This is a genomic window from Taklimakanibacter deserti (assembly GCA_003574785.1).
In genome coordinates this window covers 19,335-32,118 of the sequence record QORU01000008.1, presented here as the reverse complement: position 1 = coordinate 32,118, position 12,784 = coordinate 19,335, and the positions used below count along the sequence as shown (strand labels likewise).

General features: G+C 63.3%; 11 protein-coding genes. 6 read left to right on the top strand and 5 right to left on the bottom strand.

All coding sequences use genetic code 11. The annotated features are described in order from the left end of the window. Nucleotides 1–194: 194 nt before the first annotated feature. Both DS839_RS17485 and mscL read right to left on the bottom strand, forming a co-directional pair. The gene (locus tag DS839_RS17485; protein ID WP_119271744.1) at nucleotides 195–1,397 is read right to left on the bottom strand and encodes a pyridoxal phosphate-dependent aminotransferase; all 1,203 of its coding nucleotides are present in this window, start codon (nucleotides 1,395–1,397) and stop codon (nucleotides 195–197) included. A gap of 74 nt (nucleotides 1,398–1,471) precedes the next feature. Then, on the bottom strand, nucleotides 1,472–1,882 hold the full coding sequence (mscL, locus tag DS839_RS17480) for a large conductance mechanosensitive channel protein MscL (protein WP_119271743.1): 411 nt from the start codon (nucleotides 1,880–1,882) through the stop codon (nucleotides 1,472–1,474). A gap of 137 nt (nucleotides 1,883–2,019) precedes the next feature. On the opposite strand from mscL, the gene DS839_RS17475 reads away from it, so the two are divergent. Continuing rightward, nucleotides 2,020–5,553 carry a hybrid sensor histidine kinase/response regulator gene (locus tag DS839_RS17475; protein WP_119271742.1) on the top strand — a complete coding sequence of 1,178 codons (3,534 nt, stop codon included), beginning with the start codon at nucleotides 2,020–2,022 and terminating at the stop codon, nucleotides 5,551–5,553. Nucleotides 5,554–5,574: 21 nt separating this feature from the next. Next, nucleotides 5,575–6,051, top strand: coding sequence for a GNAT family N-acetyltransferase (locus DS839_RS17470; protein ID WP_119271741.1), 477 nt, complete (start codon nucleotides 5,575–5,577; stop codon nucleotides 6,049–6,051). 266 nt (nucleotides 6,052–6,317) lie between these two features. Here the strand turns inward: DS839_RS17470 and DS839_RS17465 are convergent, their stop codons facing one another. Next, nucleotides 6,318–6,974 (bottom strand): response regulator, encoded by a 657-nt coding sequence (locus DS839_RS17465; protein ID WP_119271740.1) that lies wholly within the window; start codon nucleotides 6,972–6,974, stop codon nucleotides 6,318–6,320. Between the two features lie 91 nt (nucleotides 6,975–7,065). Between DS839_RS17465 and pip the strand changes: the two genes are divergently transcribed. Next, nucleotides 7,066–8,025, top strand: coding sequence for a prolyl aminopeptidase (gene pip, locus DS839_RS17460; protein ID WP_119272061.1), 960 nt, complete (start codon nucleotides 7,066–7,068; stop codon nucleotides 8,023–8,025). 263 nt (nucleotides 8,026–8,288) lie between these two features. Here pip and DS839_RS17455 read toward each other — a convergent pair whose 3' ends face one another. Then, nucleotides 8,289–8,696 carry a hypothetical protein gene (locus tag DS839_RS17455; protein ID WP_119271739.1) on the bottom strand — a complete coding sequence of 136 codons (408 nt, stop codon included), beginning with the start codon at nucleotides 8,694–8,696 and terminating at the stop codon, nucleotides 8,289–8,291. A gap of 103 nt (nucleotides 8,697–8,799) precedes the next feature. On the opposite strand from DS839_RS17455, the gene DS839_RS17450 reads away from it, so the two are divergent. Together DS839_RS17450 and DS839_RS17445 are read left to right on the top strand one after the other, a co-directional pair. Continuing rightward, entirely contained in the window at nucleotides 8,800–9,960 is a 1,161-nt protein-coding gene (locus DS839_RS17450) for a DNA recombination protein RmuC (RefSeq protein ID WP_119271738.1), read from the top strand. A 337-nt stretch (nucleotides 9,961–10,297) separates the two neighbouring features. Beyond that, entirely contained in the window at nucleotides 10,298–11,305 is a 1,008-nt protein-coding gene (locus DS839_RS17445) for a lytic transglycosylase domain-containing protein (RefSeq protein ID WP_119271737.1), read from the top strand. 34 nt (nucleotides 11,306–11,339) lie between these two features. Here DS839_RS17445 and DS839_RS17440 read toward each other — a convergent pair whose 3' ends face one another. Beyond that, nucleotides 11,340–12,335, bottom strand: a complete 996-nt coding sequence (locus DS839_RS17440) for a GlxA family transcriptional regulator (protein ID WP_119271736.1) — start codon at nucleotides 12,333–12,335, stop codon at nucleotides 11,340–11,342. 146 nt (nucleotides 12,336–12,481) lie between these two features. Here DS839_RS17440 and DS839_RS17435 point away from each other — a divergent pair, with 146 nt between their 5' ends. Beyond that, nucleotides 12,482–12,757 carry a DUF4242 domain-containing protein gene (locus DS839_RS17435; protein WP_119271735.1) on the top strand — a complete coding sequence of 92 codons (276 nt, stop codon included), beginning with the start codon at nucleotides 12,482–12,484 and terminating at the stop codon, nucleotides 12,755–12,757. The last annotated feature ends 27 nt before the right edge of the window (nucleotides 12,758–12,784 follow it).

The window sequence follows — 12,784 nt, the reverse complement described above, 5'->3', positions numbered from 1 at the left end:
TGCGATGCAATATGCTTAGCAACGCCCGTGCCAAGTCACGCCGGGATACGGAATTTTTTATAAGCTACTGATATAATTGTGATAATTTTCTTGAACAGAAAAACGGCATAACCCGGACTTTTTATCTCTGCCCGCCGATTGTGCAGTGCAACGCATATTCGGGCAGCACCGCGATATCATTGCAGAAATTTTGATCAGCTCGGCTTCGACGTCTCGAGCCACGTGCCGAAGCGGTCGAGCGCTTCTTTGAGCTTTGCCGGATCACGCAAATAGCACATGCGCAAGAAGCCTTCCCCGCCCGGCCCGAAAGTGCCGCCGGGCGCGAAGCCGACCTTCGCCTCATCGATGATGCTCAAGGTGGTGGCGAGCGAATCCTTCATGCCCTCGATGGCGAAGAACATATAGAAGGCGCCCTTGGGCAGCTCGAAGCGAACCTGCGGATGTCGGCGCAAAGATTGGGCGACGAGATCGCGATTGGCGCGCGCCTGCTTCACCTGCTCGGCGATGAAATCCTCGCCGTCGTCGAGCGCCGCGGCGCAGCCCCGTTGCAGGAAGGCAGCAGTGCCTGAGGTATTGTACTGGATGATGCGCTCGATGGCCGGGCCCAAAGCTTTCGGCGCCTGCAGCCAGCCGACGCGCCAGCCGGTCATCGCCCAGTTCTTGGAGAAGGTGTTGGCGAGCAGCAGCTGCTCCTCGCTGTCGCAGATGTCGAGGAAGGACGGCGCCCGGGTCTCGTGCGCGCCGCCATAATAGAAACGCGCATAGACCTCGTCGCCGACTATCCACAGGCCGCGCTTGCGGCATTCATCGCGCACCGCCTTGAGATCATCGAGGCTCGCGGTCCAGCCCAAGGGATTGGAGGGCGAGTTGAGGACGATCGCCTTGGTGCGCTCCGTGATGGCGCCGAAGAGCTTGTCGAGATCGAGATGCCAGCTGCCATTCTCGAAATCGAGCGGTACCTCGACGGGCCTCGCACCCGAAAGCCGCATGGGGCCTGCATAATTTGGCCAGGCGGGCGTCGGCAGCACGATCTCATCGCCCGCTCCCGCGATCATCTGGATGATGGTCTGGATCGCCTGCATGCCGCCGCCGGTGACGAAGAAATTCTCAGGATCGAAGGGGCGGCCATAATGCCTCTCGTGATAGCGCGCCAGCGCCTCGCGCAAAGGCGGGATGCCGCGCTGCCAGGTATAGAAGGTCTCGCCCTGGAGCAGGCTTTCGATCGCCGGCCGGCAGAAGGCTTCCGGTGTCGGCACATTGCCCTCGCCGGACCAGACCGGGATGATGTCGGTGCGGCCGTTTCCGTGATTGACGGCGGACATGATGCCGGAATCGGGCTCGTTGCGGCTGGCGGCGGTGATGGCCCCGAGAAGGGCCGAAGCGGAGGGCGGGTTCATGGGGCAGGTTTTTAGCAAAAAGAATCCGGGTGTCGAACACCCGGGTTCGTCGGTGCAGATATGACGAAAAGCTATTACTTCTTGACCAGGGCGTCGCGGATCTCGCCCAGCAGCTTCTCGGTTGGCGTCGGCGCGGGCGGCGGCGCCGGGGGCGCCTGCTTGCGCATGCGGTTCGAGATCTTCACCAGTTGGAACAGGATGAAGGCAATGATCAGGAAATTGATCAGCACGGTGATGAAGCTGCCATAGGCGAACACGGCGCCTTGCTCTCTGGCCGCGGTCAGCGTGGGCGCGGTAACGGCCGACGAAAGGCCGAAAAAGTAATTGTTGAAATCAAGGCCTCCGAAAATGGCCCCGATGATCGGCATGATCAGGTCATCGACGATCGATGAGACGATCTTGCCGAAGGCGGCGCCGATGATGACGCCGATGGCCAGATCGAAAGCGTTGCCCTTGAAGGCGAATTCCTTGAATTCCTGCCACATGCTGCATCCCCTCCTCGTCTGCGAAGCGATGCCCGGTAAACCCAGGCCTCGACAGGGAATTTGTAGCCCAGGGAGGGCGTGGTTGAAAGGCATAGCTGCGGACCGCTAGATTGTACTCAAGTATGATATGAGGTCCGATGTTCTATAGCTGGACCGTCTTGTTCGCCGGCCTTGCCTATGTCGGCGCCTTGTTCGCGGTGGCGAGCTTCGGCGACCGCAAGGCCCGCGGCCGGCTGCCTGGCACGCCCCGGCCGCTCATCTATGCGCTGTCGCTCGGCGTCTACTGCACCTCCTGGACCTATTTCGGCAGTGTCGGCGTCGCCTCGCGCTCGGGGCTGGATTTCCTGCCCATCTATATCGGCCCGATCCTGGTCTTCGCCGTCGGCTGGAGGCTGCTGCAGACGATCGTCGACATCGCCAAGCGCCAGAACATCACCTCGATCGCCGATTTCATCGCGGCGCGCTACGGCAAGAACGAGATGCTGGGCGCGCTCGTGGCCCTCATCGCCGCGGTCGGCATCATCCCCTATATCTCGATCCAGCTCAAAGCCGTGTCCTTCGCGCTCGAGACCATGATGACGACACCCGGCTGGTCGACGGCGGGAGCCGAGCCCCTGCCGATCAGCGAGGACATCGCCTTCTTCGTCACCGTCGCCATGGCCGCCTTCGCCATGCTGTTCGGCACCCGTCATATCGACACGACCGAGCATCAGCACGGCCTGATGACGGCGATCGCGGTGGAATCGATCGTCAAGCTCCTCGCTTTCGTGGCCGTCGGCCTGTTCATCACTTTCGCGATGATGGGCGGTCCGCAGGCCCTCATCGACCAGGCGCACCAGGCGCCCGAGATCGCGGGCCTGTTCAGCAAGGGCTTCGCCGGCGGCTCGTGGCTCACCCAGACGCTGCTCGCCATGATCGCCATTATGCTGCTGCCGCGGCAATTCCATGTGACGGTGGTCGAGAACGCCAATGCCGGCGACATCAAGCGCGCCCGCTGGCTGTTTCCCCTTTATCTCGTCGCCATCAATATCTTCGTCGTGCCGATCGCCATTGCCGGTCTCGTGATGTTCAAGCCGGGCTTCACCGACGGCGACACTTTCGTGCTGGCGCTGCCGGTCACCGCCGGCAGCCAGGTCTTCGCCCTCATCGCCTTCCTGGGCGGGCTTTCCGCCGCCACCGCCATGGTCATCGTCGAGGCCGTGGCGCTGTCGATCATGGTCTGCAACAACCTGGTGATGCCCATCATCCTCAGACGGCGGATGGAGCGGGCGCAGATCCACCACGACATGGGCCGCGTCCTCATTACCATAAGGCGCATCGCCATCGTGGTGATCCTGCTCCTCGCCTACAGCTATTACCGGATGATCGGCTCGAGCGCCGCCCTCGCCCAGATCGGCCTCATCTCCTTCGCGGCGGTCGCCCAGTTCGCGCCGGTGTTCTTCGGCGGGCTCCTGTGGAAGCGCGGTACCGCGCAGGGCGCCATGGCCGGGATCACCGTGGGCTTTGCGCTCTGGGCCTACACGCTGTTCCTGCCGTCCTTCGCCGATGCCGGCTGGATCGACTCGCGCCTCATCACCGAGGGTCCCTTCGGTATCGGCCTGTTCCGCCCGCGCATGCTGTTCAATCTCGGCTTCGATCCCCTGACCCATGGTGTCATCTGGAGCCTCCTCGCCAATTCCGTCGTCTATTTCGCCGTCTCGCTGATCCGCCCGCCCTCGCCGATCGAGCGGATGCAGGCCGCGACCTTCATCACCCGCGACATTCCCTTAGGCACCGCCCCAGGCTTCCGCCTGTGGCGCACGACGGTGACGGCAGGCGAAGTCGAGGCGACGGTGGCGCGCTATCTCGGCGCCGAGCGCACCAGCCGCGCTTTCGCCGAGGCCGCCCAAGAGCGCAAGGTCGCGCATGATCCCAAGGCCGAGGCCGATATCCGCATGCTGCGCTTCGCCGAGCATCTGCTCGCCAGCGCCGTCGGCACCGCCTCATCCAGGCTGGTGATGGGCCTGCTGCTCGAGCGCCATTCGAAGAATCCGCGCGGCGCCATGAAGCTCCTCGACGACGCCTCGGCCGCCATCCAGTACAATCGCGACCTCCTGCAATCGGCCATCGACAATGTCGGCCAGGGCATCGCGGTGTTCGACAGCGAGGGCAAGCTCATCTGCTGGAACGAGCGCTTCTGCGGCCTCCTGGCGCTTCCCGCCGATATGAGCCGGGTCGGCACGCCGCTCGAGGAGGTGCTCGACACGATGCTGCGCTCCGGCGATATCGAGGCGCGGCGCCTCTCCGAGACGCGGCGCGACCGCTTGCGCAAGATCACCTCGACGCATGAGCCCATCATCGAGGATCTGAGCAAGCGCGACATCGTCCTCGAGCTGCATTCGAGCAAGATGCCCGAGGACGGCGGCTATGTGGTGACCTTCACCGACATCACCCAGTCGGTCAAGGCGGCCCAGGAGCTCAAGCGCGCCAACGAGACCTTGGAGAAGCGCGTCGAGGAACGCACCGCCGAGCTCACCCGCCTCAACAGCGAGCTGCAGCGCGCCAAGGCGGAAGCCGATGCCGCCAATCTCGGCAAGACCAAGTTCATCGCCGCGGCGAGCCACGACATCCTGCAGCCGCTCAATGCCGCGCGCCTCTTCACCGCGAGCCTCGTCGAGCGCAAGGCGCGTGGAACCGACGGCGAACTCGTGCGCAATGTCGATGCCTCGCTCGGCGCCGTCGAGGACATTCTTTCCGCACTTCTCGACATATCGCGCCTCGATGCCGGCGCGCTCAGACCTGAGATATCGGTGTTCCGGATCGATGAGCTCCTCAACGCGCTCAAGCGCGAATTCGCGCCGGCCGCCGCCGAGCGCGGCCTCTCCTTCACCGTGGTCACCTCCTCGCTCGCGGTCAGGTCCGACCCCAAGCTCTTGCGCCGGGTGCTGCAGAACCTCGTCTCCAACGCGATCAAATATACGCGCAACGGCCATGTGCTCATGGGCTGCCGGCGCCGCGGCGACAGCTTGCGTATCGAGGTGCATGATTCCGGCCCCGGCATCGCCGAGCACAATCAAGCCGTCATCTTCCAGGAGTTCGAGCGGCTCTCCCAGGACAAGGGGGTGGAACCGGGACTCGGCCTCGGACTGTCGATCGTCGAGCGCATCGCGCGGATGATGAAGCATCCCTTGCGTCTCACCTCGCGGCCCGGACGCGGCTCGTGCTTCGCGCTGACGATCCCTACCGCGCCGGCAAGCGAGCTCGCGGCGAGCCGGCCGAAGGCGGCTTCACGCCGCGCCAACCGTATCGGCGGCCTCACCATCTTCGTCATCGACAATGAGCCGCAGATCCTCGAGGCGATGCAGGCGCTCCTCGGCGGCTGGGACGCGCGGGTGGTGACGGCGCGCAGCGGTGCCGAAGCACTTGCCTTGTTCGCGACCGAAGCGGCCGACATCGACGTCATCCTCGCCGACTATCATCTCCATCGCGACGACGGGCTCGACCTCATCGAGCGCCTGCGCGCCATGGCCGGACGGCCGGTGCCGGCGATCCTCATCACCGCCGACCGCTCGCGGCTGGTGCAGGATCGCGCCGCCGAGCGCTCCGTCCAGTATCTGCGCAAGCCGGTGCGGCCGGCGGCCTTGCGCGCCGCTCTGGCGCAATTCGCCGCCCAGGTGCAGGCGGCCGAATAAACAGAAGCATAGAGGATCGACATGATGGATCGGCCACCGGCTACAATCCTGCCGCTCGAGGCACAAAGCCCGGAGCTCGCGATCGCCGCTTCATGGCGCCATGAGGCCTTCCTCAAGGATGATGGGCTGACCGTCGCCGACAGCGCAGCGCAGCTTACCCGGCTGGTGACGAAGCCGGAGGGCCCGGAGACCGCCCTCATCGCCTTGCTCGGCGAGCGGCTCGCCGGCATCTGCCTCCTCGTGCTGCACGAGCTCGAGCCGGCGCATGATCTCTCGCCCTGGCTCGCCAGCCTCTATGTCGATCCTGAATTCCGCCGGCAAGGTGTGGCCCGCCGCCTCGTCAGGGCGATCGAGGATCACGCGCGCCGCAACGCCGTGCGGCGGCTTCATCTCTATACGGTCGACGCGGAGGATTTTTACCTGAAATGCGGGTGGACCGTCGTCGAACGCTTTGAGGCCGGGGGCGTTTCGCTGGTGCTGATGGCGCGCGATTTATAGACGGCACCAGCTCTCCCTCCGCCGCCGAAGGCGGAGGGAGAGTGGCGCGCGCAGAGCGCGCGACGGGTGGGGTGTCGACGCAAGGAAGATTTCGCCAGCAGTTCAGGTAAATCATTGGCATCTCCCGGCGGAGAAACCCCACCCGGCGCTCTCGCCTTCGCGAAGCCGGAGCTTGATTTCGGCCGAGCAAGGTTGCTTCGCTTCGGCGGAGCAAGGTCGCGCCACCCTCCCGCGCTTCGCGCGGCGGAGGGAGATGACCCTGAGATTTACTCCGTCAGCACGTGGCTTTCGCCGTCGATGCGGCTCGCCGCGATGACCGCCTGGGTGCGGCTCGAGACATCGAGCTTCTGCAGGATGGCGGAGACATGCGCCTTGACGGTGGCTTCCGAGACGCCGAGCTGGAAGGCGATCTGCTTGTTGAGCAGGCCTTCCTTCAGCATCATGAGGACACGCATCTGCTGCGGCGTCAGCGTCGCGATGCGTTGCGCCAGGGCATCGCCTTCGCTGTCGGGAGCCGTGCCGGGGCCGAGGCCCTCCGGCGCCCAGACGCCGCCTTCGAGGATCGCGGCGATGGCCTTGCGCATGTCCTCGACGGCGAGCGATTTCGGGATGAAGCCCGAAGCGCCCAGATCGAGGGCACGGCGAATGACATGGGGCTCATCGCTCGCCGAGACGATGGCGATCGGGACCGCAGGATACTGGGCGCGCAGAAACATGAGGCCGGACAGTCCCTGCACACCCGGCATCTTGAGATCGAGAAGGACGAGATCGACATCGCTGTCGCGGTCGAGGCGCTCGGTCACGGCATCGAGCGTGCCGGCCTCGTCAAGCTTGATGCCCTTGAAGGCGCCGCTCAGCGCCTGCTTCAAGGCGGCGCGAAACAAAGGATGATCATCGACGATGATGACCCGATAAGCCGGCATGGTCTCCCTTTCATTCACCAGTCCAAGCTGGCATCTTCTTCTCGTTCCCCGCAATCTATCGCCTCATCCCGAAAAGGCCAAGACTTGCCCCATGAATGCTCCAAGCCCGCTCAGACAGCTCTATCCTGAAATCGAGCCCTATCGCACCGGACGCCTCAAGGTCTCGAGCCTGCATGAGATCTATTTCGAGGAATGCGGGGCACCCGGCGGCAAACCGGCCGTCGTGCTGCATGGCGGCCCTGGCGGCGGCATCGCCCCTTTCCTGCGCCGCTTCCATAACCCCAAAGCCTATCGCATCATCCTGTTCGACCAGCGCGGCTGCGGAAGATCGACCCCCTTCGGTGAATTGCGCGAGAATACGACCTGGGATCTGGTGGCCGATATGGAGCGCTTGCGTGAAACGCTCGGCATCGAGCGCTGGCAGGTGCTGGGCGGATCCTGGGGAACGACGCTGGCGCTCGCTTATGCCGAGACCCACCCTGAGCGGGTGAGCGAGCTCATCCTGCGCAGCGTCTTCCTGCTGCGCCAGTCGGAGCTCAGATGGTTCTATCAGGAAGGCGCCAGCTGGATCTTTCCCGATGCCTGGGAGGCCTATCTGGCGCCCATTCCCGAGATCGAGCGACATGACATGATCACCGCCTATCACAAGCGGCTCACCGGCAGCGACGAGAATGCATTGCGGCTCTGCGCCCGAGCCTGGAGTGTCTGGGAAAGCACATGCCTCTCGCTCCTGCCCAATGCCGAGCGTGTCGCGCAGGCGGCCGATGACCGTTTCGCCTATGCATTCGCGCGCATCGAGAACCACTATTTCGTCAATCACGGCTTCTTTGGCAGCGATGGCGAACTGCTCAAGCGAATTGACCGTCTCGAGCGCATACCCGGCGTGATCGTCCAGGGCCGGTACGACGTGACGACACCGATGCGCAGCGCCTGGGATCTGCACAAGGCCTGGCCTAAGGCTCGTCTCGATATCGTTCCCGATGCGGGACATACGGGCACTGAGCCTGGGCTGGCCTCGGCGCTCATTAACGCTACGGACAGTTTTAGTTGAATAGTCAACCAAATGTCCTTGGTGCTGACGCGAATTTGCCCGATGTTTGCCACAGTCTCACCCCGATGTGACCACGAACGGAGATCAACCTGCCCCTCGATCCAGCGGGGGATCATTCAGGACTGATGTGCCTGGGGAAGCAGCAGCTTCCTTGTTGTGATCCTTCGTCGTGAACGAGTTGGCGCGCGCGGCTCCTGTCGCCGTCCCGAGCTTGCGTGTGCCAAGGACCCGTCCATCCCGTGCGGATGGACGGGTCTCATTGTTTAGAGCGATGTCCCGTCCTTGGTCTTGCTGTCCATCTCGCGCGCGAAGTCGAGGAAGCGGTCGAACATCTTGCCGAAGATATCCATCATCCGGTCAACCTCTTGATCGCTCGGCAGTTTTGTCGCGCCGGCGCCTTTCTCCAGCTCGGCAACACGGGCTTTCAGCTTTTCATTGTCGGCCTTGAGCCGGGCCAGCTCCGCGGTCAGATCGAGGCCCTGATCCTTGATGGCGTCGCACTCCCAGACCCCCGCTCTGGCAGTGCAGAGCGCCATGGCGCCGGTCTCGCTGTCGAGGCGCAGGAAGCCCTGCTCGACCTTTTCCAGCACATAGCGGCCGCTGATCTCCGCGGCCATGGCAACGGATCCGGTCAGCATGACTGTCACGATCAAAATCATCAAACGACGCATAACTTGTCTCCCTGCGTAAAATATGAGGGTTAAATCTGCCGTCTTTGTGACAAAGCTCGTTCTTGTTTTGTATTTGTGGGCCCGAATCGCATAAGATGAGGGGATGACCCTCGACCAGACCATTCTCCAGATCGGCGGCCAGGCTTTCAACCTCGGCCAGATCCTGCTCGCCGGCGCAGGCCTCGCTCTCCTTCTCCTCATCATGACCGCGGTGCTCGCCTGGCGCAGCCAGAGGCAAAGATACGATGAAAGCCTCGAGACGATGCGGCGCGCAAGCGAGCTCGAATTCCGCCTCGCCGAAATGGCGGGCCAGCTCAGGAGCTTCGCCGACCAGGCGCAGAGCGGTCAGCAGCATCTTGCCCGCACCCTCGATGAACGGCTCGACCAGGTGAGCCATAGGCTCGGCCGCGGCCTCAACGAGCAGGCCGAGCGCACCCACCTGTCGCTCAAGCATCTCTATGAGAGGCTCGCGGTGATCGACACGGCACAAGCCAATCTGACCCAGCTCTCCTCCGAGATGGTCTCGCTCAAGGACATCCTCGCCAACAAGCAGGCGCGGGGCGCTTACGGCCAGGCCCGCATGGAGGCGATCATCCGCGACGGGCTCCATGCCCAGGCTTACACGTTCCAGACGACGCTCTCCAACGGCTCGCGGCCCGACTGCCTGATCAGGCTGCCCGAGTCCGAGCTCGGCCTCGTCATCGACGCGAAATTCCCGCTCGAGGCCTTTAATGCGCTCAAGGCGGCGACGGGGGAGAACGACATCCGCGCCGCCGAGACGCGCCTGCGCCGGGACGTCATCCATCATGTGAAGGACATCGCCGGCAAATATCTGATCGCCGGCGAGACGCAAGAGCCGGCGATCATGTTCGTGCCGTCGGAATCCATCTATGCCGATCTCTATGAGCGCTTCGAGGACGTCCTCCAGAAGGCGCATCGCGAGCGCGTCATCATCGCCTCGCCCAACATCCTGATGCTCTTGATCCAGACCATGCAGGCGATCTTCAAGGATGCGCGCATGCGCGAGCAGGCCGGCGTCATCAAGATCGAGGTAACGCGCCTCCTCGAGGATGTCGGCCGGCTCAAGGAGCGTGTGCTCGACCTGCAGCGCCATTTCGGCCAGGCGAGCGGCGATCTCGAGAAGCTCGGCCTTTCCGCCGACAAGATCACCAAGCGCGGGCTTCGCATCGAGCAGCTCGATGTCGAGGAGCCGGCCAAGGTCACGGCCGAGGAAGCGCAGCTCCGGCTGGTGCAGGGCCGCTAACGGCCAGATCTAAAACGTCTCTTCGCATCTTCGCTGCGTGAGCGCGGCCTCACAAGTCTCGATGCGGCGATCGCCTTATCGAAGGCCGTCATCTCGATGAATTTCTCGCGACGAAGCCGACGTTGCCGGAGCACACGCCTGACCCAGAAATTTCATAAGATTTGCTTAATATTTTCTCGGCGCCTTTACGATGATATCCTTAATTTCTTGCTTACAAACTGATCCGAGAGCATTTTAATTTTGCTACATCCCTTAGGCTTCTAGGACATCTCACTGCTGGTCGTGACGGAGGATCTCACACCAGCGAGGGGACGCCTAAATAAACGGGGATACTGGAATGACGGCGATCCATGCGCTGCTTCTCGCAGCGCTGCTGGCCGGGACCGTTCTTTCTGGTCCGGCCGAAGCGAGAGGAACGGCAGATCCCAGCGCACATGCCTGGCGCGCGATCTCGAAGCAAGACTATTTCACCGTCATGAACGCCAAAAAGCTTGGCAAGATCAAAAAGGTGGGAATCCTCAAAGCGCATAAGAAAGCGGCTGCCGCAGGCAAGGCAACGAAGAAGATCCTCAAAAAGGTTGGCCTCACGCCGCGCAAGAAGCTGGCCAAACTAGCCGTGGCAGACAAGAAGCCCGAGACTGCTTCTGTTGTGGTCTCGAAGCGAGGCGAGATCAAACCGCACAAGATTGCGCGTTTAGAACTCGCCTCTGTTGTAGTCTCGAAGCAGGACGAGATCGAGCCGCACGAGATTGCGCTTTTGGAGCCCACCTCCGTCGTGGTCTCGAAGCAGGACGAGACCGAGCCGCACGAGCCGCACGAGCCGCACGATATTGCGCTTTTAGAACCCGCCTCTGCTGTAGTCTCGAAGCGGGACGAGACCGAGCCGCACGAGATTGCGCGCTTAGAACCCGCGTCGATGAGCAAGGTGCTGCGTAGCGGCCCGCGCGAAGTGAAGGACGACATTCTAGGCGAGGCCTTGCCGATCCGTGAGGCCGACGAAGTGCGGATCGCCGAGATCATCCGCGAGATTGCGCCGTCCTATGGCGTGCCAATCTGGTTCGCGCTGCGCATCGCTGAAGTCGAGTCCGGCTATAATCCTTACGCGCTCGGACGCGCCGGCGAGATCGGCGTCTATCAGCTGAAATGCCAGACGGCGCGCGGCATGGGTTTCGAGGGCGACTGCTCCAATCTTACCGATGCGCGAACCAATGTGAGCTGGGGGCTCAAGCATCTTTCACTCGCCATCGCGTTGTCGGGCGGAAACTTGCGACTCGCTGCGTCGAAGCACAATGCCGGCCTCGGTCGCAAGTCGTTGGTGCATAGCTACATCGCAAAGGTGTTCTGATTTCTGTAGGGAGGGTCGCAGTCGGCGCGTCCAGCTAGAGGCTTGCCGACGAGGAAAAGCGCGACCGATAATCATGTGGTGCCACGGCGATCTGCCGGATGAAGCTGCGCCGCATGGTCTCTTCCGATCCAAAGCCGCAGCGCCGTGCGACCCGCTTCACCGGATCGCGCGTGGTGGCGAGCAATTGACAGGCCGCCTCGACCCGCATTTTCTCGACGGCGCGCGCCGGAGTCACGCCCATGCTGGCGCGATAATGGCGCAGCAGGCTGCGCTCGCTCATGCCCATGCGCCCGGCGAGTGCCGAAACCGACAGGTCTTCGGCGAGATGACCCGCCATCCAGCCATGCAAGCGGTCGAATTCGCGATCGCGCTCCTGGAAGGTCAGCACCGCGCTGAACTGCGCCTGGCCGCCGGGACGCTTGAGGAAGACCACCAGCTCGCGCGCGACCGCGGCGGCGATGGCGTGGCCGACATCGTCCTCGACCATCGCCAGCGCGAGATCGATGCCGGCGGTGACGCCGGCCGAGGTCCACAAGCGCCCATCGCGAACGAATATGGCATTCATGTCGACGCGCGTATCGGGAAAGCTCCGCGCCAGGCGATCGCAATCGGCCCAATGCGTCACCGCGCGCTTGCCGGCGAGCAGGCCCGCTGCTCCGAGCAGGAAGGCGCCGGTGCAGACCGAGGCGACGCGCCGCGCCGCCGCGGCCCGGGCCGTCAGCCAGTGCACCAGCTCCTTGTCATCGCACGCGGCATGGACGCTCTCGCCACCGGCGATGATCAGCGTGTCGACGGGCGCATCGGCGGACGGCAGCGGCTCAGCCAGGAGGTCGAGGCCGGCGGAGGTGGTGATGCGCGCCGCCGCCGCCACCACCCTGACCGTGTAAGGCGCCGGCCGGCCGGACTTGCCCGCCGCTTCATTGGCGGAGGCAAAGACCTGCAAGGGACCGGCAACGTCGAGCAGCTGCAGATCCGGGAACGCGACGATCTCGACCACGCGTTTTGGCGGAATTAGAGGGTTATTGGTCATTTGCGACAGACCTTAATCCGCTAGGCCTGGCCTGTCCAGGAAAAGGGATTGGCATGATCACCCTTCACCATTGTCAAAACCGCCATCTGCCCTATGGTGAGGAACTGAGTCATCTTGCGCTCCTCAACCAACCCACGGAGTGAACGATGAAACGCTATGTGATCGAACGCGAGATACCCGGCGTCGGCAGCCTGAACCGCGATCAGCTGAAGCATGTCGCGGAGACCTCCAACGCCGCTTTGGCCAAGCTCGCCGGCAAGGCGCAGTGGCTGCAGTCCTATGTCGTCGACAACAAGACCTTCTGCATCTACCTCGCGGAGAATGAAAACGCGGTCCATGAGCACGCCCGGCTGAGCGGCTTTCCCGCGACCAAGGTCACCGAAGTGAAGAGCCTGGTCGAGCCGATGACGGCGAATTCATGAGCAAAGCGGGCGCCGCCACGACTGGAG

Bases quoted from the DNA above. Each gene is read 5' to 3' on its own strand.
- DS839_RS17485 (WP_119271744.1), bottom strand. From the start codon at position 1,397: ATGAACCCGCCCTCCGCTTCGGCCCTTCTCGGGGCCATCACCGCCGCC.
- mscL (WP_119271743.1), bottom strand. From the start codon at position 1,882: ATGTGGCAGGAATTCAAGGAATTCGCCTTCAAGGGCAACGCTTTCGAT.
- DS839_RS17475 (WP_119271742.1), top strand. From the start codon at position 2,020: ATGTTCTATAGCTGGACCGTCTTGTTCGCCGGCCTTGCCTATGTCGGC.
- DS839_RS17470 (WP_119271741.1), top strand. From the start codon at position 5,575: ATGATGGATCGGCCACCGGCTACAATCCTGCCGCTCGAGGCACAAAGC.
- DS839_RS17465 (WP_119271740.1), bottom strand. From the start codon at position 6,974: ATGCCGGCTTATCGGGTCATCATCGTCGATGATCATCCTTTGTTTCGC.
- pip (WP_119272061.1), top strand. From the start codon at position 7,066: ATGAATGCTCCAAGCCCGCTCAGACAGCTCTATCCTGAAATCGAGCCC.
- DS839_RS17455 (WP_119271739.1), bottom strand. From the start codon at position 8,696: ATGCGTCGTTTGATGATTTTGATCGTGACAGTCATGCTGACCGGATCC.
- DS839_RS17450 (WP_119271738.1), top strand. From the start codon at position 8,800: ATGACCCTCGACCAGACCATTCTCCAGATCGGCGGCCAGGCTTTCAAC.
- DS839_RS17445 (WP_119271737.1), top strand. From the start codon at position 10,298: ATGACGGCGATCCATGCGCTGCTTCTCGCAGCGCTGCTGGCCGGGACC.
- DS839_RS17440 (WP_119271736.1), bottom strand. From the start codon at position 12,335: ATGACCAATAACCCTCTAATTCCGCCAAAACGCGTGGTCGAGATCGTC.
- DS839_RS17435 (WP_119271735.1), top strand. From the start codon at position 12,482: ATGAAACGCTATGTGATCGAACGCGAGATACCCGGCGTCGGCAGCCTG.